This is a genomic window from Enterovirga sp. (genome assembly GCF_028290205.1).
In the GTDB taxonomy this organism is placed as follows: domain Bacteria; phylum Pseudomonadota; class Alphaproteobacteria; order Rhizobiales; family Beijerinckiaceae; genus Enterovirga.
This window is the reverse complement of record NZ_JAQGKF010000091.1, coordinates 1-26,686: the sequence shown is the minus strand read 5'-3', so window position 1 is coordinate 26,686 and position 26,686 is coordinate 1. Positions and strand designations below refer to the sequence as shown.

Genomic DNA, 26,686 nt, shown 5'->3' with positions numbered 1-26,686 from the left:
GACCAGTGGCTTGAAGGTTGGGTCGAGAACAACCTGAATGCCCCTGGATATGTCCGGGAAAAGGCCGACATGCGCGACCAGGCGGAAGCCTGTGCGGTCGAGGCCACCTCCGAAGGGATCTCGATCGCCGAGCTCAAGGCAGCGGCCGGCGGCGACTTGGAAGAGTACCTCGTGGGTCGCCAGAACGCGCTGACCGACGCCGAGGCGAAGCGCGTGTCCGACAAGGACGGCTGAGGCCGGCCCGCCTCAGCGCCCCAGCGAGGTGATCGGCTAGCCATCAGGCCCGCAAAGGCTTCACAGGCGAGGACGGGCCGCGGCCCTGGCGGAGCGGCGCCCCACGAAGCGCGCCCCCTGTCGCGAGCGCGTCGCGGCTGCGGCAGTTTCGACCCGAGCGCCTCCCTCCGGCGGTCCCGGCAAAGCGGGGCCCTTACAAGAAGCGCGTTGCAGTCTGACGGGATGAAGACCACTGGTTGCGAGCGCGTCGAACCGCTACAGCCCTCCTAAGGGCAAATTTACCACTCACTGACAGAAGGGAACAGGTGGTGTTGACAGTTGTTAACGCAACGCTACATAGGTAGCGCGGTTGGCTAGGTCGCGCCACCCCGACAAGGAGGTTGAGGCGGCTATTGCCTATGCAGAAGGGCAAGGCTGGAATTGTCGTCAGCCTATGGGCCATTGGGGCCGCCTTTTCTGCGCAAAAGCTGATCGTGATGGATGCCAGGTCGGAGTGTCCGGCTCACCGCGGAATGGTGGCGTTCACGCCCGCCAAATTAAGAGGGCTGTAGATCGTTGTCCGCACGCACCAGGGAAGGAGGCTACCGATGACGACGTATGAGTTCAGCATCATTGCCTCAGGTCTTGACCCACAGGCGGCCGACTTCGAAGCGCGTTTCTATAACGCCGGTTGCGATGACGCTCTGGTTGCGTTCCAAAAAGGACGGATCATCGTGGACTTTGCTCGCGAGGCGGCGTCCGTAGACGAGGCGATATCATCGGCCGTTGAGGATGTGAGACGAGCCGGGGCCAAGGTTGAGCACGTCGAGCCTGACCCGCTTGTGAACCTGTCTGACATCGCCAAGCGATCAGGCCTGACGCGCGCCGCTGTGCATAATTATGCCACCGGGGCGCGCGGAGTTGGGTTCCCTGCACCCGTCGCCAGAGTGACCACAGAGTCCCCACTGTGGGACTGGGCAGAAGTCTCGGGATGGCTGGTGGCGAAGGGGACGCTCGCTCAGGACGTTTGGGCGCAAGCGGTCACTGTGCGCCAGTACAATATGGGGCTGCGGCCAGCCGAAGCGCCGCAGCCAAATCAACCCCCAAAACGGTTGATCGCTTAACCCCGCTTCGGCGGGGTTTTTCGTTTCAGCGCCGGCCCGATTTCAAACTGAGACCCCCCCCCCGCGCGGCGGATTGACTCAGGCCGAGCATGAGAACAAACTAGGAACAACATCGCTCCCGCAACTCTCTCGAGCAAGGCATGGCTCATGCCGGGCACAATCCCGTCTTGTCCGATCTCCGCCGGCGGGTCCTCGCTCTCGAGCAGTCCCGCCGGGCGGCGCGGCCGCCGCTTGAGTTCGGGCTGGAGCCGATCGACCGGCACCTGCCCTGGGGCGGTCTGCCGCTCGGCACCCTCCATGAATGTCTGGAAAGCGGCGTCGAGAGCGAGCATGCCGCGGCCGCGACCCTGTTTACGGCCGGCATTCTGGCCCGCCGGCGCGGCACGGTGCTGTGGTGCCTGCGGGGCCGCGACCTGTTTGCGCCCGCGCTCGCCGCTGTCGGGCTCGGGCCCGACCGGGTCATCTACGTCGAGACCTGGAAGGACGGCGAGGTTCTGCCCGCCATGGAGGAGGCCCTGCGGCATGGCGGGCTGGCCGGCGTGGTCGGCGAGGTGGCGCGGCTCGGCCTCACCGCCTCCCGGCGCCTCCAACTCGCGGCCGAGAGTTCGGGCGTGCCGGCCTTTGTGGTCCGGCGCTGGCGCTCGGACAGCGAGCGGGCCGCGGCCGACGAGCCGAGTGTTGCCTTCACCCGCTGGCGCATCTCTGCCGCCCCGTCGGGAGCGACCTCCGCCCCGGGGCTCGGCCGCGCCCGCTGGCGCGTGGAGCTCCTGCGGTGCCGCGGCGCGGAGGCCGCATCCTGGATCGTCGAGGCCTGCGATGCCGAGGGTCGTCTCGCTCTACCTGCCCTTCTTCCCGACCGACCGCATCCGCAGGAGAGCCGGTCGCCCGGGGACGCCCGGCCCCTCGGGGAGGCCCGGCCTCTCGGGGCCGGCGGGCAGCTCCGTCGCGCCGCGGCCGGCTGAGGGCGGCGGCCCGCCGCTCGTCACGGTGTGCCGCGACGGCGCCCGCCGCCTCGTTGCCGCCGTCGACGAAGCGGCCTGGACGCTCGGGGTCAGGCCCGGCCAGCCGGTCGCCCAGGTGCAGGCCTCCATCGCCGGCCTCGCCGTCGTGGAAGCCGTTCCGGAGGAGGACGCAGCCGAACTCGCCGGCCTCGCCCGCTGGTGCGGCCGCTACGGCCCGGTCGTGCAGCCGGACCCGCCGGCCGGCCTTCTTCTCGATGTCGAGGGATCATCGCACCTGTTCGGGGGCGAAGCGGCCCTGATGGCGGACGCGCTGCGGCGGCTGCGCCTGGCCGGGTTCGCGGCCGAGGCCGGCCTCGCCGACACGCCCGGTGCAGCCTGGGCGCTGGCCCGCTACCGGCCGGGCCAGATCGTCGCCCGGGGCAGAACCGGCAAGGCGCTCGCCGGTCTGCCGGTCGCCGCCCTGCGCCTCCCTGCGGACACGGTGCGGGGGCTCCAACTGCTCGGGATCGACCGGGTGGAGGATCTGGCCCGCCTGCCGCGCCCCGACCTCGCCCGCCGCTTCGGCCGCGAGCTGCTGGACCGGCACGACCGGGCCCTCGGCCGCGCCGCCGACCCGCTGTCGCCGCTGGTGCCCGACACGGTGCTTCAGGTCCGGCTCGCCTTCCCCGAGCCCCTGACGCACCTTGCCGGGATCGAAGCCGCGCTGGCCCGCCTGCTGCCCCAGCTCTGCCGCGAGCTCGACCGGCGCCGCGGCGGCCTGCGCCGGCTCGACGCCGTTTTGCGGCGGGTGGACGGCCAGCCGCTCGGCTTCCGGGTCGGCACCGCGGCGCCCTCGCGCGATGCCGCCCATCTCGGACGTCTCGTGGCCGAGCGCCTTCCTGGCCTCGATCCGGGGTTCGGCATCGACGAGATCGTGCTGGCGGCCGGCCGGGTCGAGCCCCTGCCCGAGCGGCAGATCGCGGCGGGCGATCTCGCCGGCCCGGCCGGGGACGGGGAGGCCGTGGCGCTCGCGCCGCTGGTGGACCGGCTCGCCGTGCGGCTCGGCGCGTCGCGCATCTTCCGGGCCGCCCCGGTCGAGAGCCGGATCCCGGAACGCTCGGTCGGACGCGTGGCGCCGCTCGCGCCCCTCGGAACAGGCTCCTGGCCGACCGTCCTGCCCCGGCCCAGCCGGCTGATCGAGCCGCCCGAACGGGTGACCGCCATGGCGGTGGTGCCCGACGAGCCGCCGGCCTCCTTCACCTGGCGGGGCGTCCGGCATGTGGTGCGGGCGGCGGACGGGCCCGAGCGCGTGCGGGGCGAGTGGTGGCGGGCCGATGCGGAGGCCGAGTCGCTGCGCGACTATTATCGCGTGGAGGACACGGCCGGCCGCCGCTTCTGGCTCTTTCGCGACGCCTCCATGGCCGAGAACGGGCAATGGTGGCTGCACGGGCGGTTCGCGTGACGGGCGGAGCACGGTTGTCCCGGTGAGCGCCGGCATCTCGCCCTCCCCGGCCGCCCGCCCGGCCCCGAAAGCGGGCGGCGGCCGGGGAGGGGGGAGCCCGTTCCGGGTCCCGGAGCTGCAGGTCACCACGCATTACTCCTTTCTGCGCGGCGCCTCCTCGCCGGAGGAGCTGTTCGCGGCCGCCGCCGTGCTGGGCCTGCCGGCGCTGGGCGTGGTCGATCGCGGCTCCCTGGCCGGCATCGTGCGGGCCTGGCAGGCCGCCCGGGCGACGGGCGTGCGGCTGCTGGTCGGGGCACGGCTCGATCTGGTGCGCGAGCCGGAGCGGCTGAAACCCGGCAGCGGCGAGCCGGCGCCCGAGCAGCGGGACGGCTCGCTTCTGGTCTACCCGACCAGCAAGGACGCCTATTCGCGGCTGACCCGGCTTCTCACCCTCGGCAAGGGCCGGGCCGGCAAGGGCGGCTGCTGGCTCGGCTGGGACGACCTCGCCGAATGGGGCAGGGGGCTCGTCGGCATCCTGCTGACCGACCGGCCGGAACCCCGGCTGGCAGGCGACCTCGCCCGCTTGCGCGACATCCTGGGCGACGGCGCCTATTGCGGCCTCACCCGCCGCTTCCGGCCGGACGATCATCTCCATCTCGACGCCATCGCCGCGGCGGCCCGGGCAGCCGGCGTGGCCACGGCGGCGACCGGCGATGTCCTCTACCATGCTGCCGAGCGCCGCATGCTGCAGGACGTGGTCACCTGCATCCGCCAGGGGATCACCATCGACGAGGCCGGTTTCCGGCTCGAGGAGCATGCCGACCGCCACTTGCGGGCGCCGGAGGAGACGGCCCGCCTTTTCGCCCGCCACCCCGAAGCGCTGGCCGGGGCCACCGAGATCGCGGAGCGCTGCCGCTTCGATCTCGGGGAACTCCGCTACCAGTACCCGCAGGAGGTGGTGGAGCCCGGCCGCACCGCCCAGGAGACGCTGGAGCGGCTCACCTGGGAGGCCGTGGCGCAGCGCTACGGCGCGGCCGTTCCGGGCGCCGTCGACCGCACCGTGCGCCACGAACTCGCGCTGATCGGCCAGCTCGACTACGCGCCCTATTTCCTCACCGTCCACGCCATCGTGCGGGCGGCCCGGAGCATGGAGCCTCCGATCCTTTGCCAGGGGCGCGGCTCGGCCGCGAACTCGCTGGTCTGCTTCGTGCTCGGCATCACGGCCATCGACCCGACCGACAAGAACCTCTTGTTCGAGCGCTTCGTCTCGGCCGAGCGCCAGGAGCCGCCCGACATCGACGTCGATTTCGAGCACGAGCGGCGCGAGGAGGTGATCCAGTGGGTCTACAGGACCTATGGGCTCCACCGTGCCGCCCTCTGCGCCACGGTGATCCGTTACGGCGCCCGCGGAGCGGTCCGGGAGGTCGGCAAGGTCCTGGGGGTGCCCGAGGACGTGACCGGCGCGCTGGCCGGGCTCGTCTGGGGCTGGAGCCGGGAGGGCGTCGGGGCGGCCGAGGTGGCCAATCTCGGGCTCAATCCGGACGACCGGCGGCTGCGCATGACGCTCGACCTCGCCCGCGCCCTCATCAACACGCCGCGCCATCTCTCGCAGCATCCTGGCGGCTTCGTGCTGACCGAGGAGCGGCTCGACGAACTCGTCCCCATCGAGCCGGCCTCCATGGAAAACCGGCAGGTCGCCGAATGGGACAAGGACGACATCGACGCGCTCAAGTTCATGAAGGTCGACCTGCTCGGGCTCGGCATGCTGGGCTGCATGCGGCGCGCCTTCGACCTGCTGGCGACGCATCGGCCGGGGGAGCCGGCGACCCTGGCCGAGGTGCCACAGGGCTGCGGCGCCACCTACGACATGATCTGCCGGGCGGAGACGCTGGGGACGTTCCAGATCGAATCGCGGGCCCAGATGGCCATGCTGCCGCGTCACCGGCCACGGACTCTCTACGACCTCACCATCCAGGTCGCGGTGGTCAGGCCCGGGCCGATCCAGGGCGACATGGTCCACCCCTATCTCAAGCGGCGCGAGGGGCGGGAGCCGGTCGAGTATCCGACGCCGGAGCTGGAGCGCGTGCTCGGCAAGACCCTCGGCATTCCGCTCTTCCAGGAGCAGGCCATGCAGGTCGCCGTGGTGTGCGCCGGCTTCACGCCCGGGGAGGCGGACCAGCTTCGCCGCGCCATGGCGACCTTCAAGGTCACGGGCGGGGTCTCGGTGTTCCGGGACAAGCTCATCCAGGGCATGATCGCCCGGAACTATTCCCCGGATTTCGCGGCCAAGACCTTCAAGCAGATCGAAGGTTTCGGCTCCTACGGGTTTCCGGAGAGCCACGCGGCCTCCTTCGCCCTGATCGCCTACGCGTCAGCCTGGGTGAAATGGCATCATCCGGACGTCTTCCTGGCCGCGATCCTCAACTCCCAGCCGATGGGGTTCTATGCCCCGGCCCAGCTCGTCCGCGAGGCGCGCCAGAACGGCGTCGAGGTGCTGCCGCCGGACGTGAACCGGTCCGGCTGGGACACCGAGCTGGTGGCCGGCGGGGGCGCCCTTTCCGGCCCCGGGACCGAGTCGCGCCAGCGCCGCCGCGGCGTCCCGTTCCGTCCGGTCAGGCTCGGCCTGCGGGTCGCCAAGGGGCTGTCGCAGGAGCACGGCGACCGCATGGTCAGGGCACGGGGCGAGCGGCCCTTCGCCTCGGTCGAGGAGCTCTGGCGGCGGGCCGGGGTGCCGGTCGCGGCCTTGACCCGACTCGCGGAGGCCGATGCCTACGGTTCGCTCGGGCTCGGCCGGCGGGAGGCCACCTGGGCCATCCGGGGGCTGCCGCCAGAGCCGCTGCCGCTCTTCGCGGCGGCCGATGCGCGCGAGAATCGGCTCGCCCCGGAGGTGCCGGAAGACCCGGTGGTGCTCCGGCCGATGACGGAGGCGCGGGATGTGGTGGAGGATTACCGGTCGCGCGGCCTCAGCCTGCGCAACCATCCGGTCGCCTTCCTGCGGGCCACCCTGGCGGGGCGGCGCATCATCCCGTGCGGGGCACTGAGGCGCACCCCGGACGGGCGCCGGGTCGAGGTGGCCGGGCTGATTCTGGTGCGCCAGAAGCCGGGCTCGGCCAAGGGCGTCATGTTCATCACGATCGAGGATGAGACGGAGGTCGCGAACCTCGTCATCTGGGCGTCGGTCTTCGAGCGGCAGCGCCGGCTCATCCTGTCAGCCGGCATGATCGGGTGCCGGGGCAGGGTGCAGCGGCAGGGGGACGTGATCCACGTCGTGGCCGAGGAGCTCACGGACCTGTCCGGCCTTCTGCGTGGCCTCGGCGAGGAGCCCGGGGAAGGCGGCTCGTTCCCGTTCCGGACGGGTCGCGGCGACGAAGCCAAGCACGGTGGCTCGCCGGACGCGCGCGACACGTCCGCGGGGGCGCGTGTCCGAGACATCTACGCCCCGGACGTGCACGCCAAACTCCGGCCTCGCCCACGCCTCGATGGCTTGGGCGACCCCGGCATCAAGATCGCGACCCGGGACTTCCGCTAGGAACCCGGCCGCGAACGGACTGGTGTTACGCCGGGCGCGGCGCGGACGGAGCGGCCGGGGGCGCGCCGGGACGGCGGGCGGCGCCAGGACCAAAGCGCGGCTTCGGCTTCGGGGCGGCGATCAGCCCTTCACGCACGGCCTGCTTGCGGGCGAGCTTGCGGGCCCGGCGCACGGCTTCGGCGCGCTCGCGAACCTTGCGCTCGGACGGCTTCTCGTAGGCCTTCCGCATCTTCATCTCGCGGAACACGCCCTCGCGCTGCATCTTCTTCTTCAGCACGCGAAGAGCCTGATCGACGTTGTTGTCGCGAACGAGTACCTGCAAGACCGATCCAATCCTCAAAAAGCCGAAGACGAGCACACGGCCCCCCGGCCCGGCGCGACTGCGCGACGGTGGAAACCGGCCATTTAGCACCGAAAAGTCCCGGTGTCGCCGGAAAATTCGCGCAGAGCCGGCAACGCTCGCGCTTGCGCCCGAGCCTCGCCCCGCAGCTCCCGGCCGGCTGTGTGCCCGGCCGGTTCGCCTTTGTCGGGGTCGCCGCAAGACTCAGCTTGGCATAGGCTCCCCCCATCGAACAAGGGAGAGCGACAGCATGGCGGCCTTGCAGGCGATCGAGCCCGGCCATTTCCGGATCCCGCTACCGGAGGTGCTGTCCGACTCCACCCACGGCGAGATTGCCGCCTTCGAGCTGAACACGGTGCGCCTTCGTGACGCGGACGGAGCCGAGGGGGTCGGCTACACCTACACCGTTGGTCGCAACGGTGCGGCCGTACATGCCACTCTGGTCGAACTCGCCGAGATCATGGCCGGCGAGGACGCGGACGCGATCGAGCACCTCTGGCACAAGGGCTGGTGGGCTCTCCATTACGGCGGCCGCGGCGGCCCGACCGTGCTCGGGCTGTCTGCCTTCGACATCGCGCTCTGGGACCTCAAGGCGGTGCGGGCGGGCCTGCCCCTGTGGAAGCTGCTTGGCGGATTCGACCCGCGCGTTCCGGTCTATGCCGGCGGCATCGACCTCGACCTCTCCGTGGATGCGCTGTTGCGGCAGACCGACGGCAATCTCGAACGCGGCTTCCGAGCCATCAAGATGAAGGTCGGCCGCAAGCGCCTGCAGGAGGACGTGGAGCGGGTGCGGGCCATGCGGGAGCACCTCGGCGCCGACTTCCCGCTGATGGCGGACGCCAACATGAAGTGGGGAATCGACGAGGCGATCCGGGCTGCCAGGGCGTTCCAGCCGTTCGAGCTGACCTGGCTCGAGGAGCCGACCATTCCGGACGATCCGGCGGGGCATGCCCGCATCGTCCGGGAGGGCGGGGTGCCGATCGCGGCCGGCGAAAACCTGCGCAGCCTGTGGGAGTTCAAGCTCTACATCGCGGGCGGGGGCGTGACCTTCCCCGAGCCCGACGTCACCAATTGCGGTGGCGTCACGAGCTTCATGAAGATCGCCCACCTGGCCGAGGCCTTCAACCTGCCGGTGACGAGCCACGGCGCCCACGACGTCACGGTGCATCTGCTGGCCGCCTGTCCGAACCGCTCCTACCTGGAGGCACACGGCTTCGGCCTCGACCGCTACATCGCCGACCCATTGGCCATCCGGGACGGGGTCGCGCTTGCGCCCGACCGGCCCGGCCACGGCATCCGGTTCGACTGGTCCGGCCTCGCAGCGTTGGCCCGCTGAGGCGGCACGCCTCAGCTCCGGCCGAGGCGCACCCGGAAGGCGCGCAGCAGCCCAAACAGGACCGCGCCGTAGAGGAGCGCGCCCGCCGCTCCGAGGAGCGCCAGCGTCGCGAGGTCGCCGCCGGGCGCTCCCATCCTGCCCAGCCACTCCGCGGCGGGAATGCGGCCGAATCCGGCCAGGCAGGCGAGGAGCGAACAGCCGATCGCGACGGCCAGCAGCGTGAGCCAGAAGGAGCGTGAGGGCGCCGTGTAGCCCCGGCGCAGCGCCAGCAGCCACAGGATCAGGATGCTGGTCCAGACCCCGACGGAGGTCGCCAGCGCGAGCCCGACCACCCCGAACGGGGCGATCAGGACGAGCTTGAGCGCGATGTTGACGCCGTAGCCGGTGAGGGAGGCCCAGAGCGGCGTCGCCGTGTCCTGCCGGGCGTAGAAGCTCGCCGTCACCGACCGCAGAATCACGGCCGCCGGCAGTCCGACCGCATAGGCGGCCAGCACGGCCCCGGATCGCTGCGCGGCGGCAAGGTCGAAGGCGCCACGCTGGAAGAGCGCCGACAAGATGAGGTCGGGCAGCAGGAGGAAAGCCACCGCGCAGGGCGCGGCCAGCGCCAGCGTCAGGCCGATGACGCGATTCTGTGTCGCGTGGGCGCCCGCGGCATCGCCGGCGGCGATGCGGCGGGTCATCTCGGGCAGAAGCACGGTGCCGGCTGCGATCCCGACCACCCCGAGGGGCAGCTGGTACAGCCGCTCGGCGTAGTAGAGGGCCGACAGGGCGCCCGTCGGCAGGGTCGAAGCGATGATGGTGTCGGCGAACATGGCGAGCTGCACGCCCGCCGAGCCGACCACGGCGGGTCCGAGCAGCTTGAAGAAACCGCCGAGCTCACGGTCGGCGCGCGGCACGGCAGGCCGCGGTGCGATCCCGGCCCGGCCCGCATCGGTCCAGACCAGGACCAGCTCCAGCAAGCCGGCGATCGCCACGCCCCACGCGGCGGCGTGGCCGGCGCTCGGGAACAGAACAGCCAGCGACAGCGCCGCCAGCATGGACAGATTGAGCAGGATGGGCGCGGCGGCCGCTGCCCAGAAGCGATCATGGGCGTTCAGCACGCCGGAGATCAGCGTCACCTGGGTGATGAAGAACAGGTACGGGAAGGTGATCCGGGTCAGCGCCACGGCCAGATCGAAGGTGGCGGGCGCGAGTCCGGGGGCAAGCAGCCCGACCAGGGCCGGCATCCAGACGAGGGCGGCCGCGAGCAGCCCGAGCTGCACCGCGATCATCAGGCCAAGGATGCGATTGGCGAAGACCCGCGCCGCGAGGTCGCCCGCCTGGCTCCGGATGCGGCCATAGGAGGGGATGAAGGCGGCGTTGAAGGCGCCCTCGCCAAAGATGGCCCGGAAGTGGTTCGGCAGCCGGAAGGCCACCACAAAGGCGTCTGCGACAGGCCCGGCGCCGAGCACCGCCGCCATGACGACGTCGCGGACAAAGCCGGTTCCGCGTGAGACGAGAGTCCAGCCGCCGACCGACAGGATGCGGGCGAGCATCGCCGGCTAGAGGACGGGACGGCCGACGGGGGCGGCCCGCCGATCGTCGCGCAATCCGGGCACCGCGAGGGTGGTGCGTCCGACCTGATCGCCGATCACATAGAGCGGCCGCCTTTTCACCTCGGCAAAGATGCGCCCGACATATTCGCCGATGATCCCGAGCGACATGAGCTGCACCCCGGCGAAGAAGGTGATGGAGACGATCAGGGACGGGTAGCCGGCGACATCGGACCCGAACAAGAGGGTCCGGACCGCGAAATAGATCGCCGCCGCGATGGCACCGAGCGAGACGAGCCCGCCGAGATAGGTCCAGACCCGCAGCGGCACCGTCGAGAAGGACGTGATGCCGTCGAAGGCGAAGCGGAACAGGCGCCTGAAGCTCCACTTCGTCTGGCCCTCGTGCCGGTCCTCCACGACAAAGGGCACGCCCGTCGACTTGAAGCCGATCCAGGCGTAGAGGCCCTTGGAGAAGCGGGCACGCTCGCCGAGGGCCGTGAGGACGTCCACACCCTTGCGGTCGATCAGCCGGAAATCGCCGGCGCCTTCCGGCAGCTCGGTTTCCCCGAAGCGTGCGAACAGGCGGTAGAAGAGATGCGTGAAGCCGCGTTTCGCCCGGCTCTCGCCGGAGCGGTCGGTGCGCTGGCCGTAGACCATGGCGTAGCCCTCCCGCCACTTCTCCACGAAGAGCGGGATGGTCTCCGGCGGATGCTGCAGGTCCGCATCCATGATCACGACGGCCCTGCCACGCGCCTGGTCGAGCCCGGCCGCAATGGCGATCTCCTTGCCGAAGTTGCGGCTGAACGAGATGGCGGTGACGCGCGGGTCGGCTGCGTTGGCCGCCCGGATCGCCTCCAGCGTGCCGTCCGACGAGCCGTCGTCCACGAAGACGACCTCGAAGCTCTCGGTGATGCCGGACAGGACCGGCAGCAGGCGGCGGCACAGCGGCGCGACGTTGCCGGCCTCGTGAAAGACCGGGATGACGACGCTGAGTTCGATCGCATCGTGGTGGACAGGCGGTGGCAGGGGTTGTGTCAAGGACGTGCGCTTCCGTGAGCGGGACCGGGTTTCGCTCCTTGGTGGTCTGTGCCGATGACTACGGCATGAATGCGGGGGTCAGCCGCGGCATCCTGCACCTCGCCGAGGCGGGCCGGATTTCGGCCACGAGCTGCATGGCCAATGCCCCGGGCTGGCCGGAGGGCGCGCGCGACCTGCGCGGCTCCGGGGCCACGATCGCCGTCGGGCTCCACCTCACGCTGACCTGGGGAGCGCCGCTCGACCCCATGCCGGGCTTCGCGACCGCGGCGGGCGCCATGCCGCCTCTCGGCCATGTGGTGGGGGGCGCGCTCAAGGGCGCCTGGTCCCGCCCGGGTGGCCGGGCCGAACTCGAGGCCGAGATCGGCCGCCAGCTCGACCGGTTCTGCCAGGCGATGGGGCGCCCGCCCGACTTCCTGGACGGTCACCAGCATGTGCATGCCCTGCCGGGGATCCGTGATGCGCTTCTCGCCGTGCTGACCGGGCAGGGCCTCGCCGGCCGGCTCTGGCTCAGGGATCCGTCCGAGCGCCTGGCCGCGATCCTGGCCCGCCGTCTCGCCGCGCCCAAGGCGGCGTTCGTGAGTTCGCTGGCCCGCGGCTTCGGAAGCCGGGCGCGACAGGCGGGCTTCAGCACCAATCGGGGCTTCTCGGGGTTCAGTCCCTTCGATCCGGCCCGGGACGTCGCGGCCGACATGGGCGCCTATCTGGTGGCGCTCGGCCCGAAGCCGCTGGTGATGTGCCATCCTGGCCGCCCCGATCGGAACCCGGACGAGATCGCGGCAGCCCGGGAGCGGGAATTCGCCTATCTCGCCTCTCCCGGCTGGCCGGCTCTGCTGGAGAGCCGGGGCCTGACGCTGGCCCCGGCTCCCGCCTGACAGTCTGCCCGTCAGGACTGGGTCTTGCTCAGCATCTCGGCGACGTGGTCCCAATTCACCAGGTTGTCGATGAAGGCCTTCAGGTAATCGGGGCGACGGTTGCGGTAGTCGATGTAGTAGGAGTGCTCCCACACGTCGACGCCGAGGATCGGCTGCGCGCCGTGCACGAGCGGGTTCTCGCCGTTCGGGGTCTTCATGATCTCGAGCTTGCCGTTCTTCACCGCGAGCCAGGCCCAGCCGGAGCCGAACTGCGTCTTGCCGGCCTCGATGAAATCGTTCTTGAACTTCTCGACACCGCCCAGGTCCGAGGCGATCCGCTTCTCGAGTTCCCCCGGGATGTTGCCGCCGCCGTTCGGCTTCATCCACTGCCAGAAGTGAATGTGATTGTAATGCTGGCCGGCGTTGTTGAAGAGAGGCTGGTTCTTGCCGTAGCTCGCCTTGACGATCTCCTCAACGCTCTTGCCTTCCAGCTCGGAGCCTTTCAGCAGCGTGTTGCCCGTGTCGACATAGGCCTTGTGATGCTTGTCATGGTGGAATTCCAGCGTCTCCTTGGACATGTACGGCTGGAGGGCATCGTAGGCGTAGGGCAGGTCGGGGAGGGTGAAGGTCATGGCGGTCTCCTCACGCATCTGATGTCGCGGCCGGGCGGCCGGCCCGGAAAGGGCGGCCGAGCGGCACGCTCGGGGCGCGCTCTGGACTTAACGACGCAGGCGACGGTTGCCAAGGCGAGGGCTTCGTCCCTAAGCTCGCACACCTTTTAGCCTTTCACGACGGGTGGCGTTGATGGTCGTGGTGCTGGTCCTGCTCGCGGTGTCCATGATCGGCATCGGCGGTGCGGCCGTGGTGTTCGGCGCGCCGATCATCCAGATCGAACGCGGCTGGACCATGGTGCTGGCCGGAACGGTCGGGGCCTGTTCCGGCATCCTGCTGCTCGGTGTCGCGCTTGCGGCCCAGCGCGTCGGCCGTGCCGCCCAGGAGCTCCTGCGCATCCGCGAGAGGCTGTCCCGGATGGAACTCTCGGCGCCGCCCGCCGCGGCCCCGGTGGTGACCGACCTGCGGCCGGTCGAGCAGCCCGCCCCGCCGCGCTATGAAGCCGCCCCCGACGGCCCGGCGATCGTCGGGCAATACGCGTCGGGCGGCAATTCCTACGTGATGTATTCCGACGGTTCGATCCAGGCGGACACCCCGGCCGGAAAGCGTCGGTTCTCGTCGCTCGACGACCTGCGGGCCTTCGTGGCAGCCGGCGGCGAGCGGGCCGCCTAGCCGTTCACCCCGCGAGGTCGGGCCAGCCCCCTTCGACGGACCGAAGCGCGAAGGCGTAGATCAGCCCGATCTCCTCCAGCCGGTCGAACCGCCCGGCCGCGCCGCCGTGCCCGGCCTCCATGTTGATGCGCAGGAACACGGGCCCGCCGCCCAGCATGGTGGCCCGGAGCTTGGCGACCCACTTGGCCGGCTCCCAATAGGTGACCCGCGGGTCGGTGAGGCCGCCGAGCGCCAGAATGGCCGGATAGCGCTGCGGCACCACATTGTCGTAGGGCGAGTAGGACAGGATCGTCCGGAACGCCTCCTCGTCGCGGCCGGGATTGCCCCATTCGGGCCATTCGGGCGGCGTCAGCGGCAGGTCCCCGTCCAGCATGGTGTTGAGGACGTCGACGAAGGGCACGTCGGCCACGATGCCGGCGAAGCGGTCCCCCCCGATATTGGCCACCGCGCCCATCAGCATTCCGCCGGCCGAGCCGCCATAGGCCACGATGCGGCCGCGCGCCGTGTAGCCGGTCCCGATCAGGGCGTCGGCGCAGGCCACGAAATCCGTGAAGGTGTTGGGTTTCTGGTTCCGCTTGCCGTCCAGGTACCAGCCCCAGCCCTTCTCGGTGCCGCCCCGCACATGGGCGATCGCGTAGACGAAGCCCCGGTCCACCAACGACAGAAGGTTGGTCCGGAACGAGGCTGGGATCGAAGAGCCATACGAGCCGTAGCCGTAGAGGAGGCAGGGCGCCGTCCCGTCCTGGACGAGGTCGGCCCGGTGGACGAGCGAGATCGGCACCGTCTTGCCGTCGGGGGCGGTCGCGGTGACGCGGCTGGTTCGGTAGCGCGAGCCGTCGAACCCGCTCGGAACCTCCTGGCGGTGGCGGAGCACGCGCTCGCGCGTCGTGAGGTCGTAATCCCACGTCTCGTTGGGCGTAGTCAGCGACGAGTACACGAAGCGGATCGTGTCCGTGTCGAACTCGTATCCGGTCTCGAACGAGAGCGCGTAGGCCTCCTGCGGGAAGCTGATCGCGTGCTCGGCGCCGGTCCAGATCTCCCGCACGACGATGCGGGGATTGGCATCCTCGCGCTCCACCCGGATCAGGTGGCGGGCCAGGACCGCGTGGTACAGCACCATGATGCCCGGCCGGTGCGGAACCAGGTCGCGCCAGTGCTCGCGCCCGGGTGCATCGACCGGAGCCGTCACCAGCTTGAAGTCCTCGGCGCCCCCGTCATTCGTCCGGATCATCAGGTCGCAGCCATGATGTTCGACGGCATAGAGGACCAGGGGGGCGCGGGGCGCGACGAGGCGCAACTCGGCCGATGGGTCCTCGAGATCAAGGAGCCAGGATTCCGAGGTTTCGTGATCGCTGACCCCGACAACCAGGAACCGGTGCGAACTCGTCTGATCGATGGTCACGAACCAGCCGGTTTCGGGCTCCTCATAGATCACCGCGTCGGTCTCGGCCGGCTCGCCGATGCGGTGGCGCCGCACCCGCACGGGCCGGTGATTCTCGTCCACTTCCACGTAGTAGAAGGAGCGGGAATCGGCGCTCCAGACGATGTCGCCGGAGGTCGCCCGCACCTCGTCCTCGAGATCGCGCCCGGTGCCGAGATCGCGCAGCCGCACCGTGTACAGCTCGGCCCCGCTCCGGTCGGCGCTCCAGGCCAGCAGCGTGTGATCAGGCGAGTGGGCAATGCCCGAGAGCTCGAAATAGCTGAAATTCCGGGCCTCGAGGTCGCCGTCGAGCAGGATCTCCTCCGTGCCGCCGCCGCGGGCCATGCGGCACACGATCTCGTGCTGCCCGTTCTCCCGATGCCGCGTCAGGTACTCCCAGGGACCATCCGGGGTCGGCACGCTCGCCTCGTCTTCCTTGATCCGCGCCCGCATCTCCCCGACCAGCACGCGGCGGAGCGGCTCGAGATCCGCGAGGGCCTGCTCCGTGTAGGCGTTCTCCTGTTCGAGATGGCGGGCAATGTCGGCCGGCAGGCAGGAGGGTTCCCGGAGGACGTCCTTCCAGTTCGGCGCCTTGAGCCACCCGTAATCGTCCGACAGCCGGGTGCCGTGCACCTCGATGACGCTGGGACGAGGCTCGGCGATGGGCGGCGAGGGCACCTGCTCCCGCGGCGCGGCCAGAGCGGCCGGCGATGATGACACGATCCGAGATCCCTGTAGCTCGGGGCCTCCGCCGGAAGGCCCCTTCGCCGGTGACATAGGGCGGCCGCCGAAACCGTTCAACGCGAGGCGGGTTGCGCGGGCGCGCGGCAGAGCCGCTTGACATAGCGTAAGGATTTTATTCTTATGATGGCCTCACCTCGGGGCAGGTCACGCTTCGCCCGGGTATGAGAACGAAGAGGCAACATTCATGACTCGACCCTCGGTGTCCAGAAGATCGCCCCGCATTCGCCCGCTTGGTTCCGCTCTGCCGCCCCTGTCCCGGCCGGCCTCGCGGCTTCTGGCCCGGCTGGCCGAGCCCGGCGCAGCTGTGGCCTCGGACCCGACCCGCGACGGGTTCGTGATCCTGCAGGCGCCCAAGGCCGGAATGTCGCTCGGCCGGGGCAGCCACCCGGAGAGCGCGCTGGCGGAATTGCTGTCCCGCGACCTCGTCACGCGGGACGGCCGGGGCAGGGCCGCCATTTCCGGGGTGGGCCGCTCCCATCTGAAGCGGCTGGAGGGGGAGCGGGACGGGGCCTTTCTGGCGCAGCACCGAGACCTCGTCCGGGACGAGATCCGGCACGAGACACGGGGCAGCGAGCGCGTCGTCGTGAATTCGGGCGAGAGTCCGCTCGCCTGGCTCCGCCGCCGGCGGAACCGCGCTGGCGAGCCGCTGATCGACGCCGCCTGCTTCGAGGCCGGTGAGCGCCTTCGGCGCGATCTGACGGCGGCCGGCCTGCTGCCGGCCATCACGGCCCGCTGGGAAGGCGCGGTGGCAAGCGGCGGCGGCCCGCGCGACCCGGCCGGAGCAACGGACGCGGTGATCGCGGCGCGGCAGCGGGCCCGGGCTGCGCTGGCGGCGGTCGGGTCCGATTTTGCCAATCTGCTGCTGGACCTGTGCGGCTTCCTGAAGGGTCTCGAAGCGATCGAGCGCGAACGGGGCTGGCCACCGCGGTCCGGCAAGGTCGTGCTCGGCCTCGCCCTGCGGCGGCTAGCCGACCATTACGGGCTCGAAACGGAGGCGCGCGGCCCGGAGGGCGCGCGGCGCATGCGGAGCTGGATCGCGGATGGGGAGGACGCCGGGGCGGCCTGAATCAAGCCGCGGGTGCGATCGCCCGGCCGGCTTCCGCCTTGATCCGCTCCACCATGGACCGCAGCCCGTTGGAGCGCTTGCTCGTGACGTGCTGACCGAGGCCAAGATCGCGCAAGATCTGCACGGCATCGGTGTCCAGGACGCGGCGCACCGGCTGGTCTCCGTAGAGCGCCACCAGGAAGGCCACGAGTCCCTTGGTGATATGGGCGTCGCTGTCGGCGGCGATCCGGAGCGTGGCGGCAGGGCCGGACCCGGCGACCTCCAGACACAGCCACACCCGGCTTTGGCAGCCCGGCACCAGCCGGTCCTCCGTGTGCGCGCCGGGCGGCAGCGGCGGCAGCAGGCGGCCCAGTTCCATCAGGTATTCAAACTGCTCGTGCGGATCTTCGAGCAGCTCGAAATTCGACAGGATCTCGTCGGCGGCGGGCAGCATGGGCGATTCACGGGTGGCCTGCTGCCGATATAGGGGCCCGGGCGCGGCGGCGCGAGCCGCCTGGCTCAGCGCGCCCCGGGCTGCGCCTCGGGCGGGACCGCCTTGCCGGCGGGTCCACCCTCCGCCAGGGTCCGCCGCAGCACGGCTTCCGTCAGCGTGGGGCCGAGGCCGCTCGTCGCCACCTTATCCAGAGCCTGATCCGAAACTTGGCGTGTGAAGCTGGCCAGGTTGTCTCGAAAGCTGATCTCGGGACGGTGCGGTGAATGAGAATAGATCACCGCGATCACCGCCAGCGCGAGAAACAGACGTAGCATGGCGCCTCCGCATGGTAACTCAGCCCCATTCGGTAGCTCTCATTCCTTACTGCCGTGATACTCCGCCCGGGCAATCAGCATTAATGTCGTCTTAATCGGTGAAGAACCTGACAAGGTTCTATGAACAGGGGGCGGGTCCAAGTCTGCCCTCCCTTTTAGCTTTGATTTAAGTCCGCCCTGTCAGGGTTCCGGCGTCGAGCGAGAGGCGCGCATCGGACGTGCGGACAGGTTTGCGTATTCCCACCTTGCCGGCGTGGCTGCGGCGGTCAGACGATGCGGTGTCGGTCCTGGCAGCGCCCGAGAGCGCGGTCGCGACCGACGCCGTTCCGGTCGAGGCGATCGGCGACCTGGTCACCTGGCACGATTCCTTTGGAGATGTTCTGCGGGCGAGCGCCGCCTCGGACGGCCTGCTCGGAGCGTCGCCGCGCTCGCTCGCCGGCGGCGGGCTTCTGGCGCGGGTTCATGTCTCGGATCGGCCGATCTTCCTGAAGGCGGTCAGCGACGTCGCAAACGGGGCCGGCCCGGTCCGGGTGGAGTTTCGAGTCCACCGCGACCTGCCGCATGACGAACTGGGCGGCGGGGCGGGCGGGCCGGTGGCCGGTCCGGTCGTCTGGGTCGAGATGCGGTCGCATCCCCTGGCTGCCGGGTGCAGCGGCGTGCCGGGCGCGACGGTGCTGTCGGTCACGCGTGACGTCTCAGCGCAGCGCCGCCACGCCGAAGAGCTCGAGCGCGCGAAGCGGGACGCGGAGCGCGCGAGCGAGCTCAAGGGCCGCTTCCTGGCGACCGTGAGCCATGAGCTGCGCACGCCCCTGAATGCGATCATCGGCTTCTCGGAACTGCTGTCGGCCGAGCACCCGTTCCTGCTCACGGACGACCGGCGCAAGGAATACGCCCACATCATTCGGGGCTCGGGCCACCACCTGCTGGAGATCGTCAACACGCTGCTCGACATGTCCAAGATCGAGACGGGCAATTTCGCGTTCGATCCCGAGCCGTTCCGCCTGCACGAGCTCGTGGCCAGCACCTGCGACCTGATCCAGCTCAAGGCCGATGCGGCCGGCGTGCGGCTCGAGCGGCGGCTCGATCCCGGCCTGCCGGAGATCTGGGCCGACCGGCGCGCCTGCCGGCAGATCCTGATCAACCTGATCTCGAACGCGGTGAAATTCACGCCGCGTGGTGGCCTTGTCACCGTCTCGCTGGCGCTGGACGACGACGCTCTGCTGATCGGCGTCGCCGATACGGGCATCGGCATCCCCGAATCCGACCTGCCGCGGCTCGGCGATCCCTTCTTTCAGTCGGGCGAGGTGCACCGGCGCTCGCACGAGGGGACCGGACTCGGTTTGTCGGTGGTGCGCGGCCTGGTCGGGCTTCACAGCGGCCGGATGTCGATCGAAAGCGGATCCGGAGCGGGTACGACCGTGACCGTGTCCTTGCCGCTCCGAAGCGGGGACGCGACAGCGCCGGCCAGACCCGCCGTTGTGCACACTTTCCCGCGCCTCGCGGTGCGGCAACCCGAAAGGATGAGCGCATGAACTCTCGAACCATGCCGTCATCGCGAATGTCTGGCCGTGGGTCCTCCGGTCGGCCCCGCGGTCGCTTCGGACTGCTTCGCCGCGCCGGCTCGGCTCTTGGCCGGCTGGTCGCGAGACGCCCGCTGACGGCGCTCGGCAGCCTCGCCGTGCTGGGCTGCGGCAGCGTCCTGTGCTGGAACCTCCTGATGGGGCAGACCTCGCGCCACCCGGCACCGCTCTTCGCCGGGCCGAAGCCGCAGAGCGTCGCCGCGGCTCCGGTCGAGCCGCCGCGTCGGCCCGAAACCTTCGCCGCGCCCGCGCCCCCGGCCATGCCCCGGGCCGAGCCGGCCTCCTTCACAGGTCGGGTCGCCGCCGAGGCTCCGACGCGTCCTGTGTCCAGCCAGGACCCGATCGGCGCGCTGATCCGGACGTCCGACCCGGCTCAGCGGCCCGGCGACCCAAAGGCGGCCCAGCCCAAGCTCGCCTCCGCCCAGAAGGCGTTGGCCAAGCTCGGCTACGGCCCGATCGTGGTCGACGGCGTCATGGGAGCGACCACCCGGCAAGCGATCGAGCGGTTCGAGCGTGACCGCAAGCTGCCGGTGACCGGGACGCTCGGGACGCGGACCGTGAAGCAACTCGCATCGGCCTCGGGACTTCAGGTCGAGTAGCGCGAGAGAGAACCGTTTCCATGGCGCGGTTGCGTTCCGACTTCTGGGTTGCCGCGCATCTGCGGCGCTCCGCGCTGGAAGGGATCGATGCGGTGCTCCGGCGCCGCGGATCGCCGGAGGCCGGCGCGATCTTTGTCACGGTCGACCGCCTCGACGGCCATGTCGACCTCTACGGCCCCGCCCCGCAATCGGCGCTGACGGGTGACGAACTGGACCGGCTCTTTGCGCCCGTTCTGCTCGGCTCCGCGCCCCCCGACATCGAGGCCCGGATGCTGCGGGAGATCAGGTTCGATCCGGACCTGTGGTGGATCTCGGTCGATGATCGGGCAGGGCGCTCGGGACTGCAGCTCGCGTCGGAAACGCCGGGCTGAGGGAGGTCTGCGGCCCGTCGCGACGCTCAGAGAGCGGAGCGACCCGGCGGCTTCGGTCCTGGTCACGAGCCGCCGTGCGGCCGGTTTCGCCCGCGCGATCGGGGGCAGCCTCGGCGCCGACAAGACAGGCGGCGACGGCGGGAGAGACGGACCGGGCCAGTGCTGCGAGTTCAAACACGATCCCGACGGACAACGCGCCCGGCCAGTCGAGCCGGAGCAGGAGGGCGATGACGTCGTCCGCCTCCATGTCGAGGGCGCGCAGCGCCAGGACGAAATGCTCCCGCCCAGCCCCGTCCGCGAGGTCGCAGGTGAAGCCGGCCTCGAGCCGGAGTTCCGCACCGATGAAGGGGAACACGCGCGGCGGAATCTGGCCCGCCGCAAGGCTCAGGATGCGGCTCGCCGCGCCCGTGCGGGCCGCCGGGGCGGCGGGTCGGCGGGCCAGGTGGGCCGTCACCTCGGCCCGGATCGTCTGGCGCAATTCCCGGGGAGCGAAGCGATGCAGCGCGGCCCGGTGCTCCACCGCGAGTTCGGCCCGCCCAAGCAGCGCCCGGGCGAGCGTGCCGTTGCGGCGGGCCCGCTCCACCAGGCCGGCAAGGTCGTGTCCGTCGAGCCGGATCGCGCCGTTTCTGGCCAGCGCCGTGTCGATGTCGGGCGCCTGCAACATGAGAAGGCGCTGCATTTCGGCGCGCGTCAGGTCGGGGCAGGATGCCTGGCGAAGGGCGTCGGCCCGCATTCGGCTGACCGCAGGCTGCGGCTCCGCCGGGCCGTGCAGGCGCTCCCGAAGCGCTCGGCTCACGCTGCTCGGCACGTCTTCAGCGGCCTTCAGCATGGCGGCGACCTCCACCAGCACGTCGTCGGTCACAAGAGGGATGAGCCCGAGCGCGAGCGCCTCGTAATCGCGCGCGACCGCAGCGCCGCGGCCCTTGGCGGCGACGAAGGTCTGCGTCTGGATGCGCAGCAGCAGGGGGCGGAGATCGGCGTGCGAGTGACGCGCCAAATGGGCAAGGCTCAGGAGGTCGGAAACGGCTTCGCTCCGCATCGGCGCCAACTCGGACAGCAAACCGCGTTATCGCGCGGTCAATGTTACCGGAGCGATAACGTGCCGCGCCGTCGCGGTGGGCGCGCGAACGAAGTGTTAACCATAGTGGGGTCGAGTCACCGCGAACGAAGCGGAGCTGATCATGAGCGAGGATGGGAGGCGAGGCGAGGTCGTGTCGTTCCCCGTTTCCCGGGGGCTGAGCCGGCCGACCCGCGCGGCCGACCGGGGCGGCGTCGTCGTCCTGTTCACCGGCGTGCGTTACGACCGGGCTGTGACCGAGCTGCCGCCACCCCCGCCCGTGGGCGGCTGCGCCCGGCCGCCTGGCGAGAGCCGGGCCGGCGGCTGATCACGGCACGGGCCTCGCGCCCCCAATCTGTCGCCATGCGCATTGTCCTGCCGCTGATCGGGCTCGTGCTCGCCGGCTGCGTCCAGCGCGGCGATTTCGGCCGGGTCAAGGATTCGACGTGGAACCGGGTCGTTGCCGGCACGGGGTCGGCTGCTGCCTTCGCCCGCGGCGAGCCGGTTTCGAGCTTTCCGTTCACCGATGACGAACAGGCGATGCGCGATCGGGCGTGGCGCTTCCTGGTGCCCGGCCGGACCCGGCCGTGGCTGGACCGGATTCTGGCCGAGCTGGTCGCGACCCGGATCCTGCCTCCCGACCTGATCGAGCCTGACCGGCACGCCTATTCCAGGGGCCTCCTCTCCGAGGGCGGGCGGTCGCCCGTGTCGATGTACCGCCGGCTGTCGGAGGACGCCTCCGCCGATCTGCGCCTCATCGAGCCTTTCGCGCGGGCAGCCGGGCGCGTGCTGGCAGCGGACCGAATCCGGCTGCAGACCCTGGCCCGCGCCGGGGAGGTGTACGGCTTCGACTTCACCAATGCCCAGGCGCGGGTCGCCGAGAACGGCTGCCTGGTCGCCTGGGTGACGGCCGCCTCGGCCTTCCGCGTCGCGGCCTACGAGATCGCGCTCGAGCGCCTGGTGCTGGCGGCGCCGGAGCGCGATGCCGGTCCGACCGAACGCACCATCGCGGCGCTGGCGACCGAGCGGCAGCGCCTGGATGCACTCGGCGTCCGCCCGCTCGCGGCGGCCGCTTGCACCGGCGACCTCCCGGTCGTCCTCGAGGCCGAGCCGGCCGCGACCGAGGTGCTGGTCCGCAAGGGCTGACGCCCGGCTTTCATCTCGGTCCCGAGAGGACCTCGAAGCCGCGCCGCGCGGCGCCCGTCCGGACGGAGGCGGACGCGACCTCCTCGACGAAGCCGCGACCGACCCGCCCCGCGACCTGCATGCCGGTCTCCGAACCGGGCAGCGGCCTCGGTGCGAGATCGGCATGAGCCGGCGCCATCACATCGTGCCAGAGCTGGGCCGGCAGGGATCCGCCCGTGAGCTGCCGCGTCGGACGGTCGTCGTCGTTGCCGAACCAGACTCCCGCCACAAGGTGCCCAGTGAAGCCGACGAACCAGGCGTCCCGGTAGGCGCTGGTGGTGCCGGTCTTGCCCCCGGCCGCGTGGCCCGGGATCGCAGCCCGCCGGGCCGTGCCCTCGTCGACCACCTTGCGGAGCATCGCGTTCATCTCGGCCGCGACCTCGGCCGGCAGGGCACGCGGCCGCGCCGCGCCGCGCCTCAGATAGAGCTGTTCGCCGGAGGCGCTCCGGACCGCCAGCACCGCGTGCGGCTCGGCCTTGAGGCCGCCCGCCGCGAACCCGGCATAGGCGCCGGTCATCTCCACCAGCGTGACCTCGGAGGCCCCGAGCGGAAGGGACGGGGTGTCGTGCAGACGGGTGGTGAGACCGAGGGCACGGGCGAGTTCGACGATGCGGGCGCGGCCGAACCGGGCCTGGCGGGACATCGTCAGCTCGCCGGCGGCCCGCCCGATGTCGACGGAGAGCCGCACCGCGACGGTGTTGACGGAGCGCGCCAGGGCGGAGGCGAGGGACATGGTTCCGGAGAAGCCGCGCGCGTAATTGCTGGGGCACCACGAACCGAGGCAGATCTCCGCATCCTGGACGGCGGAGGTCGGGCGAAGCCCCGTATGAATGAGGGCCGCCGCATAGACGAATGGCTTGAAGGCCGAGCCGGGTTGCCGCAGGGCGTCGGAGGCCCGGTTGAACTGGCTCGCCGCGTAATCCCGCCCGCCGATCATGGCGATGACGGCGCCGTCGGGCGCCATGGCCACGAAAGCGGCATCCCGGACGCCGAAGCGCGCGCCATCGCGGGCCAGCGCCTCGCCCAGTTTCGCTTCCGCTCGGGATTGCATGGTCCGGTCCAGAGCGGTCGTGACGGTCAGGACGGAATGGCGCCCGAACCGGCCGGAGGCGGCGAGGCGCTGCACCTCGCGGAAGGCCCAATCGAGGTAGTGATCCGCGACGGAGCCGCGCTCCGGACTGATCAAGGCGGCCGGCGCGCTCCGGGCCGCTTGGCGCTCGGCGGGGTTGATCGCGCCCGTGTCCAGCATGCGATCCAGAACCTCCTCGGCGCGGGCGCGCGCCGCGTCGGGCGAGCTGTGCGGCGCATAGCGGCTCGGAGCCTTGAGCAGCCCGGCCAGCATGGCGGCCTGCGCCACCGAGACGTGCCGCGCCGAGACGCCGAAATAGACCTGCGCGGCCGCCTCGATGCCAAAGGCGCCCGCGCCCATATAGGCCCGGTCGAGATAGAGCTTCAGGATCTGGCGCTTGGTGAGCTGGTGCTCGAGCCAGACGGCCAGGAAGGCCTCCCTGATCTTGCGCTCCAGGCTTCGCTCGCCCGACAGGAACAGGTTCTTGGCGAGTTGCTGGGTGATGGTGGAGCCGCCCTGGACCACCGCGTCCGCCCGGGCATTGGCCACGAGCGCCCGGACCAGGCCGACAGGGTCGATCCCGGCATGGGTGTAGAAGCGGCGGTCCTCCGTGGCCAGGATGGCGGCTTCGAGATGCGGAGGTAGTTCCTCCACGGCGACCTGGTCGTCGTGCCGGATGCCGCGGTGGCCGAGATGTCGGCCGTCGCGGTCCAGGAATGTGACCGAGAGGTCGAGCCGCTTCAGCCAGCCCGGACCGGTGTCCCGGAACGCCGGTTGGGCGAGCACCAGCAGGCCCGCCAGGCCGAAGGCCAGCACCGTGACGGCCTCGTCCAGGCAGGCAAGCGCGAAGCGGCCGCCCCGTACGGCGAGCAGGACCGGTCCCACTGCCGCCGCGCCGACCGCACGCACGATCCCCCGTTCCGCCTGCACCCTGTTCGGCCTTCCTGGCCACGCGGGCCGACCCGGGAAGCCCGTCCGGCGCCTCTGTGCTATGGAGGCGCCACAGCAAGCCCTGTTCCCGGCCGAGACGTGCCACCCTGCGCCACCGGCCGGCTCGCCTGCCCCGAAACGGATCATTCACATGCCACCACCCGCCGAACCGGAACGGCCGTTCTGGCTCCGCAAGAGCCTGGAGGAGATGACCCCCACGGAATGGGAGAGTCTGTGCGACCGCTGCGGGCGGTGCTGCCTGATCAAGCTCGAGGACGACGAGACCGGACAGGTCCACTACACCGATGTCGGCTGCACGCTTCTGGACGGCAGCACGTGCCGCTGCCGCGACTACCCTCGGCGGCAGGAGCTCGTGTCCGATTGCGTCCGGCTGACGCCGGAGACGGTGCGGAACGTGCCGTGGCTGCCGCGGACCTGCGCCTATCGGCTGGTCAAGGAGGGACAGGATCTGCCGGCCTGGCACCCGCTCGTCTCGGGCGATCCCGAGACGGTTCACCGGGCCGGCATCTCGGTGCGGGGCCAGGTGGCCGGCACGGAGGGGGATTTTACGCTGGAGGAGCTGCTCGACCGCGTGGTGGACTGAAGATGGCCCGACCGGAACCGCTGTCGCCCGATGTCGTTCTCACCCGAGGACGGGCTGCCGGGGCGGCCCTCGTCGACTTTCCACGACACGGGAGCGGGGCAATGGGTCTTTTCACTTCGCCGATCAAGACGATGGACGACCTCTACCTGCACACGCTGCAGGACATTTATTACGCCGAAAAGCAGATCACCAAGGCTCTGCCCGTGATGATCGGCAAGGCGACCAACCCGGCCCTGAAACGGGCCTTCGAGAAGCATCTCGGCGAGACCGAGAAGCAGATCACCCGGCTCGATGAAGTCTTCAGCGCCCTCGGCGAGAAGGCGAAGGGGACGACCTGTCCGGCCATCGACGGCATCATCAAAGAGGCGAACGAGCTGATCTCCGAATGCGATGATCACGAGGTGCGTGACGCCGCCATGCTGGCCGCCGCCCAGGCGGTCGAGCATTACGAAATCACTCGCTACGGCACGCTGATCAGCTGGTCGAAGCAGCTCGGCAAGACCAAGGTCGTGAAGCTCCTGGAACAGACGCTGGCTGAGGAGAAGGCCACGGACGAGAAGCTGACCCAGCTCGGCGAGACCAACGTGAACAAGAAGGCCGCCGCCTGACGGGCGGGCCGGCCAAACGCTGCACGGAGAACGGCGGCCCTCGGGCCGCCGTTCTGTTTTCTGCCGAGCTCTGAAACCGCAGCTCCGTCTGTACGTTACCGATCACGCCCGACGGAACGAGGCCCGCGGGGCCCTGAGCCTCAGGCAGTGGAGCAAACGATGACACTCGGCACCATTCTGATCATCATCCTGATCCTCCTGCTCATCGGTGCCATCCCGAATTGGGGCTACAGCCGCGGGTGGGGCTACATGCCGAGCGGCGGGCTCGGGCTCGTTCTCGTGATCGTCATCATCCTGGTGCTGCTGGGCCGCATTTAGGCAGTCCGAGGCATAGCGACGGGTCACGATCGTCCATGTGACCCGTCAGCTGCCAGGGCTCGGGAGGCGGGCAAAGCCATGTGCTGCGTCCGCCCACCTGAGCCCAATCGCTGTCATGGGCAGAGATCGTCGGTGCGAGACGCCGCTCTCGCCGGCTGAACGGAGCCGTCCGCCCCTTCTCCGAAAGCCATCACGGGGCGAAGCCGCTCGGCGGCAAGCCCGTGGCGCGGGCTGGTAGGACTCCAAACGCTGCCGTCAGGTTCACGGCGCGCCGGAACCCTACGGGCGTCCCTACATCCGCATTGCGCTGAGAAGCGCCTGCACTGCTGCCTGCGGAGTTCGACTTCCGATACAACGATCGCACCGCCCTCGGCTTCAACGACAAGGACGTGCCGCCGCCGCGCTCAAGGGCATCGAAGGCAAGCGCCTGACCTATCGACGGCCTGACCGCCCCGGACTTCACCTACGCGGCTAACCGCGCCGTCAGGTGGCGCGAGAAGAACCACAACCCTAAGCCGAAGATCATTCGTCCTTCGATTCGATGACTCGACTCTTTGCAGCCATTCGGCCCACCATCTTCGCGCGCTTGGCGATACCCATGCCCGGCTTTTCTCGGCTGGATAACATGGCCCGTCTACGCGTACCTGAGCCAACTCGCTGACGGCCCCTGCGGGGCAACCCGGCTTCGAGAAGGGGAGAACTCAGGGCCATCAGAGACGGTTCGCGAACGTCAATGGTGGGCCGATGCTGCCATGAACG

At 70.5% G+C, this 26,686-nt stretch carries 26 protein-coding genes; 17 read left to right on the top strand and 9 right to left on the bottom strand.

The window, feature by feature from the left end:
* The 5 genes from JWR86_RS06140 to JWR86_RS06120 form a co-directional block, all read left to right on the top strand.
* On the top strand, positions 1 to 234 hold a 234-nt coding region (locus JWR86_RS06140), incomplete at its 5' end, for a hypothetical protein (protein ID WP_299562250.1).
* A gap of 587 nt (positions 235 to 821) precedes the next feature.
* Positions 822 to 1,337, top strand: coding sequence for a hypothetical protein (locus JWR86_RS06135; RefSeq protein WP_299562247.1), 516 nt, complete (start codon positions 822 to 824; stop codon positions 1,335 to 1,337).
* 140 nt (positions 1,338 to 1,477) lie between these two features.
* Positions 1,478 to 2,299 (top strand): damage-inducible mutagenesis protein, encoded by an 822-nt coding sequence (locus JWR86_RS06130; protein WP_299562244.1) that lies wholly within the window; start codon positions 1,478 to 1,480, stop codon positions 2,297 to 2,299.
* A 25-nt stretch (positions 2,300 to 2,324) separates the two neighbouring features.
* Entirely contained in the window at positions 2,325 to 3,740 is a 1,416-nt protein-coding gene (locus tag JWR86_RS06125; RefSeq protein WP_299562259.1) for a DUF6504 family protein, read from the top strand.
* Positions 3,741 to 3,855: 115 nt separating this feature from the next.
* The gene (locus tag JWR86_RS06120) at positions 3,856 to 7,248 is read left to right on the top strand and encodes an error-prone DNA polymerase (RefSeq protein ID WP_299562256.1); all 3,393 of its coding nucleotides are present in this window, start codon (positions 3,856 to 3,858) and stop codon (positions 7,246 to 7,248) included.
* A 25-nt stretch (positions 7,249 to 7,273) separates the two neighbouring features.
* Here JWR86_RS06120 and rpsU read toward each other — a convergent pair whose 3' ends face one another.
* Positions 7,274 to 7,570 carry a 30S ribosomal protein S21 gene (gene rpsU / locus JWR86_RS06115; protein WP_299562241.1) on the bottom strand — a complete coding sequence of 99 codons (297 nt, stop codon included), beginning with the start codon at positions 7,568 to 7,570 and terminating at the stop codon, positions 7,274 to 7,276.
* Positions 7,571 to 7,838: 268 nt separating this feature from the next.
* On the opposite strand from rpsU, the gene JWR86_RS06110 reads away from it, so the two are divergent.
* Complete coding sequence (locus JWR86_RS06110) at positions 7,839 to 8,924, top strand: mandelate racemase/muconate lactonizing enzyme family protein (protein WP_299562238.1); 1,086 nt, start codon at positions 7,839 to 7,841, stop codon at positions 8,922 to 8,924.
* Between the two features lie 11 nt (positions 8,925 to 8,935).
* Here the strand turns inward: JWR86_RS06110 and murJ are convergent, their stop codons facing one another.
* Both murJ and JWR86_RS06100 read right to left on the bottom strand, forming a co-directional pair.
* Positions 8,936 to 10,459, bottom strand: coding sequence for a murein biosynthesis integral membrane protein MurJ (gene murJ, locus JWR86_RS06105; protein ID WP_299562236.1), 1,524 nt, complete (start codon positions 10,457 to 10,459; stop codon positions 8,936 to 8,938).
* Between the two features lie 6 nt (positions 10,460 to 10,465).
* Positions 10,466 to 11,494 carry a glycosyltransferase family 2 protein gene (locus JWR86_RS06100; protein WP_299562233.1) on the bottom strand — a complete coding sequence of 343 codons (1,029 nt, stop codon included), beginning with the start codon at positions 11,492 to 11,494 and terminating at the stop codon, positions 10,466 to 10,468.
* 14 nt (positions 11,495 to 11,508) lie between these two features.
* On the opposite strand from JWR86_RS06100, the gene JWR86_RS06095 reads away from it, so the two are divergent.
* Positions 11,509 to 12,366, top strand: coding sequence for a ChbG/HpnK family deacetylase (locus tag JWR86_RS06095; RefSeq protein WP_299562229.1), 858 nt, complete (start codon positions 11,509 to 11,511; stop codon positions 12,364 to 12,366).
* A gap of 11 nt (positions 12,367 to 12,377) precedes the next feature.
* Here JWR86_RS06095 and JWR86_RS06090 read toward each other — a convergent pair whose 3' ends face one another.
* Complete coding sequence (locus JWR86_RS06090) at positions 12,378 to 12,977, bottom strand: superoxide dismutase (protein ID WP_299562225.1); 600 nt, start codon at positions 12,975 to 12,977, stop codon at positions 12,378 to 12,380.
* A gap of 172 nt (positions 12,978 to 13,149) precedes the next feature.
* Between JWR86_RS06090 and JWR86_RS06085 the strand changes: the two genes are divergently transcribed.
* Entirely contained in the window at positions 13,150 to 13,629 is a 480-nt protein-coding gene (locus JWR86_RS06085; RefSeq protein WP_299562253.1) for a hypothetical protein, read from the top strand.
* Between the two features lie 4 nt (positions 13,630 to 13,633).
* Here the strand turns inward: JWR86_RS06085 and JWR86_RS06080 are convergent, their stop codons facing one another.
* Entirely contained in the window at positions 13,634 to 15,769 is a 2,136-nt protein-coding gene (locus JWR86_RS06080; RefSeq protein WP_299562222.1) for a S9 family peptidase, read from the bottom strand.
* Between the two features lie 208 nt (positions 15,770 to 15,977).
* Between JWR86_RS06080 and JWR86_RS06075 the strand changes: the two genes are divergently transcribed.
* Complete coding sequence (locus JWR86_RS06075; protein ID WP_299562219.1) at positions 15,978 to 16,859, top strand: DUF6456 domain-containing protein; 882 nt, start codon at positions 15,978 to 15,980, stop codon at positions 16,857 to 16,859.
* 1 nt (position 16,860) lies between these two features.
* Here the strand turns inward: JWR86_RS06075 and JWR86_RS06070 are convergent, their stop codons facing one another.
* Positions 16,861 to 17,292, bottom strand: a complete 432-nt coding sequence (locus tag JWR86_RS06070; RefSeq protein ID WP_299562216.1) for a SufE family protein — start codon at positions 17,290 to 17,292, stop codon at positions 16,861 to 16,863.
* 65 nt (positions 17,293 to 17,357) lie between these two features.
* On the bottom strand, positions 17,358 to 17,606 hold the full coding sequence (locus JWR86_RS06065; RefSeq protein ID WP_299562213.1) for a hypothetical protein: 249 nt from the start codon (positions 17,604 to 17,606) through the stop codon (positions 17,358 to 17,360).
* Positions 17,607 to 17,884: 278 nt separating this feature from the next.
* Between JWR86_RS06065 and JWR86_RS06060 the strand changes: the two genes are divergently transcribed.
* Genes JWR86_RS06060 through JWR86_RS06050 form a run of 3 tightly spaced genes read left to right on the top strand, consistent with a single transcriptional unit; the run spans position 17,885 to position 20,156 of the window.
* Positions 17,885 to 19,138, top strand: a complete 1,254-nt coding sequence (locus tag JWR86_RS06060) for a PAS domain-containing sensor histidine kinase (RefSeq protein ID WP_299562210.1) — start codon at positions 17,885 to 17,887, stop codon at positions 19,136 to 19,138.
* On the top strand, positions 19,135 to 19,785 hold the full coding sequence (locus tag JWR86_RS06055) for a peptidoglycan-binding domain-containing protein (RefSeq protein WP_299562207.1): 651 nt from the start codon (positions 19,135 to 19,137) through the stop codon (positions 19,783 to 19,785). Before JWR86_RS06060 ends, JWR86_RS06055 begins: the two co-directional genes overlap by 4 nt.
* A 20-nt stretch (positions 19,786 to 19,805) precedes the next feature.
* Positions 19,806 to 20,156 (top strand): DUF1491 family protein, encoded by a 351-nt coding sequence (locus JWR86_RS06050; RefSeq protein WP_299562204.1) that lies wholly within the window; start codon positions 19,806 to 19,808, stop codon positions 20,154 to 20,156.
* Here JWR86_RS06050 and JWR86_RS06045 read toward each other — a convergent pair.
* Positions 20,068 to 21,195 (bottom strand): hypothetical protein, encoded by a 1,128-nt coding sequence (locus tag JWR86_RS06045; protein ID WP_299562164.1) that lies wholly within the window; start codon positions 21,193 to 21,195, stop codon positions 20,068 to 20,070. The two genes, JWR86_RS06050 and JWR86_RS06045, sit on opposite strands and share 89 nt — an antisense overlap.
* A gap of 142 nt (positions 21,196 to 21,337) precedes the next feature.
* Here JWR86_RS06045 and JWR86_RS06040 point away from each other — a divergent pair, with 142 nt between their 5' ends.
* Together JWR86_RS06040 and JWR86_RS06035 are read left to right on the top strand one after the other, a co-directional pair.
* On the top strand, positions 21,338 to 21,541 hold the full coding sequence (locus tag JWR86_RS06040) for a hypothetical protein (protein WP_299562161.1): 204 nt from the start codon (positions 21,338 to 21,340) through the stop codon (positions 21,539 to 21,541).
* 35 nt (positions 21,542 to 21,576) lie between these two features.
* The gene (locus JWR86_RS06035; RefSeq protein ID WP_299562158.1) at positions 21,577 to 22,359 is read left to right on the top strand and encodes a hypothetical protein; all 783 of its coding nucleotides are present in this window, start codon (positions 21,577 to 21,579) and stop codon (positions 22,357 to 22,359) included.
* Positions 22,360 to 22,369: 10 nt separating this feature from the next.
* On the opposite strand, the gene JWR86_RS06030 is transcribed toward JWR86_RS06035, so the two are convergent.
* Entirely contained in the window at positions 22,370 to 24,376 is a 2,007-nt protein-coding gene (locus tag JWR86_RS06030; protein WP_299562155.1) for a transglycosylase domain-containing protein, read from the bottom strand.
* Between the two features lie 172 nt (positions 24,377 to 24,548).
* Here JWR86_RS06030 and JWR86_RS06025 point away from each other — a divergent pair, with 172 nt between their 5' ends.
* The 3 genes from JWR86_RS06025 to JWR86_RS06015 all read left to right on the top strand — a co-directional run bounded on the left by JWR86_RS06025 (position 24,549) and on the right by JWR86_RS06015 (position 25,927).
* Complete coding sequence (locus JWR86_RS06025) at positions 24,549 to 25,001, top strand: YcgN family cysteine cluster protein (protein ID WP_299562152.1); 453 nt, start codon at positions 24,549 to 24,551, stop codon at positions 24,999 to 25,001.
* Between the two features lie 101 nt (positions 25,002 to 25,102).
* The gene (locus JWR86_RS06020; protein ID WP_299562149.1) at positions 25,103 to 25,609 is read left to right on the top strand and encodes a ferritin-like domain-containing protein; all 507 of its coding nucleotides are present in this window, start codon (positions 25,103 to 25,105) and stop codon (positions 25,607 to 25,609) included.
* Positions 25,610 to 25,768: 159 nt separating this feature from the next.
* The gene (locus JWR86_RS06015; protein ID WP_299562146.1) at positions 25,769 to 25,927 is read left to right on the top strand and encodes a DUF3309 family protein; all 159 of its coding nucleotides are present in this window, start codon (positions 25,769 to 25,771) and stop codon (positions 25,925 to 25,927) included.
* The last annotated feature ends 759 nt before the right edge of the window (positions 25,928 to 26,686 follow it).

Coding starts and splice junctions, on each gene's coding strand:
- JWR86_RS06135 (WP_299562247.1), top strand. CDS start 822: ATGACGACGTATGAGTTCAGCATCATTGCCTCAGGTCTTGACCCACAG.
- JWR86_RS06130 (WP_299562244.1), top strand. CDS start 1,478: ATGGCTCATGCCGGGCACAATCCCGTCTTGTCCGATCTCCGCCGGCGG.
- JWR86_RS06110 (WP_299562238.1), top strand. CDS start 7,839: ATGGCGGCCTTGCAGGCGATCGAGCCCGGCCATTTCCGGATCCCGCTA.
- murJ (WP_299562236.1), bottom strand. CDS start 10,459: ATGCTCGCCCGCATCCTGTCGGTCGGCGGCTGGACTCTCGTCTCACGC.
- JWR86_RS06090 (WP_299562225.1), bottom strand. CDS start 12,977: ATGACCTTCACCCTCCCCGACCTGCCCTACGCCTACGATGCCCTCCAG.
- JWR86_RS06085 (WP_299562253.1), top strand. CDS start 13,150: ATGGTCGTGGTGCTGGTCCTGCTCGCGGTGTCCATGATCGGCATCGGC.
- JWR86_RS06075 (WP_299562219.1), top strand. CDS start 15,978: ATGACTCGACCCTCGGTGTCCAGAAGATCGCCCCGCATTCGCCCGCTT.
- JWR86_RS06070 (WP_299562216.1), bottom strand. CDS start 17,292: ATGCTGCCCGCCGCCGACGAGATCCTGTCGAATTTCGAGCTGCTCGAA.
- JWR86_RS06065 (WP_299562213.1), bottom strand. CDS start 17,606: ATGCTACGTCTGTTTCTCGCGCTGGCGGTGATCGCGGTGATCTATTCT.
- JWR86_RS06055 (WP_299562207.1), top strand. CDS start 19,135: ATGAACTCTCGAACCATGCCGTCATCGCGAATGTCTGGCCGTGGGTCC.
- JWR86_RS06050 (WP_299562204.1), top strand. CDS start 19,806: ATGGCGCGGTTGCGTTCCGACTTCTGGGTTGCCGCGCATCTGCGGCGC.
- JWR86_RS06045 (WP_299562164.1), bottom strand. CDS start 21,195: ATGCGGAGCGAAGCCGTTTCCGACCTCCTGAGCCTTGCCCATTTGGCG.
- JWR86_RS06040 (WP_299562161.1), top strand. CDS start 21,338: ATGAGCGAGGATGGGAGGCGAGGCGAGGTCGTGTCGTTCCCCGTTTCC.
- JWR86_RS06035 (WP_299562158.1), top strand. CDS start 21,577: ATGCGCATTGTCCTGCCGCTGATCGGGCTCGTGCTCGCCGGCTGCGTC.
- JWR86_RS06025 (WP_299562152.1), top strand. CDS start 24,549: ATGCCACCACCCGCCGAACCGGAACGGCCGTTCTGGCTCCGCAAGAGC.
- JWR86_RS06020 (WP_299562149.1), top strand. CDS start 25,103: ATGGGTCTTTTCACTTCGCCGATCAAGACGATGGACGACCTCTACCTG.
- JWR86_RS06015 (WP_299562146.1), top strand. CDS start 25,769: ATGACACTCGGCACCATTCTGATCATCATCCTGATCCTCCTGCTCATC.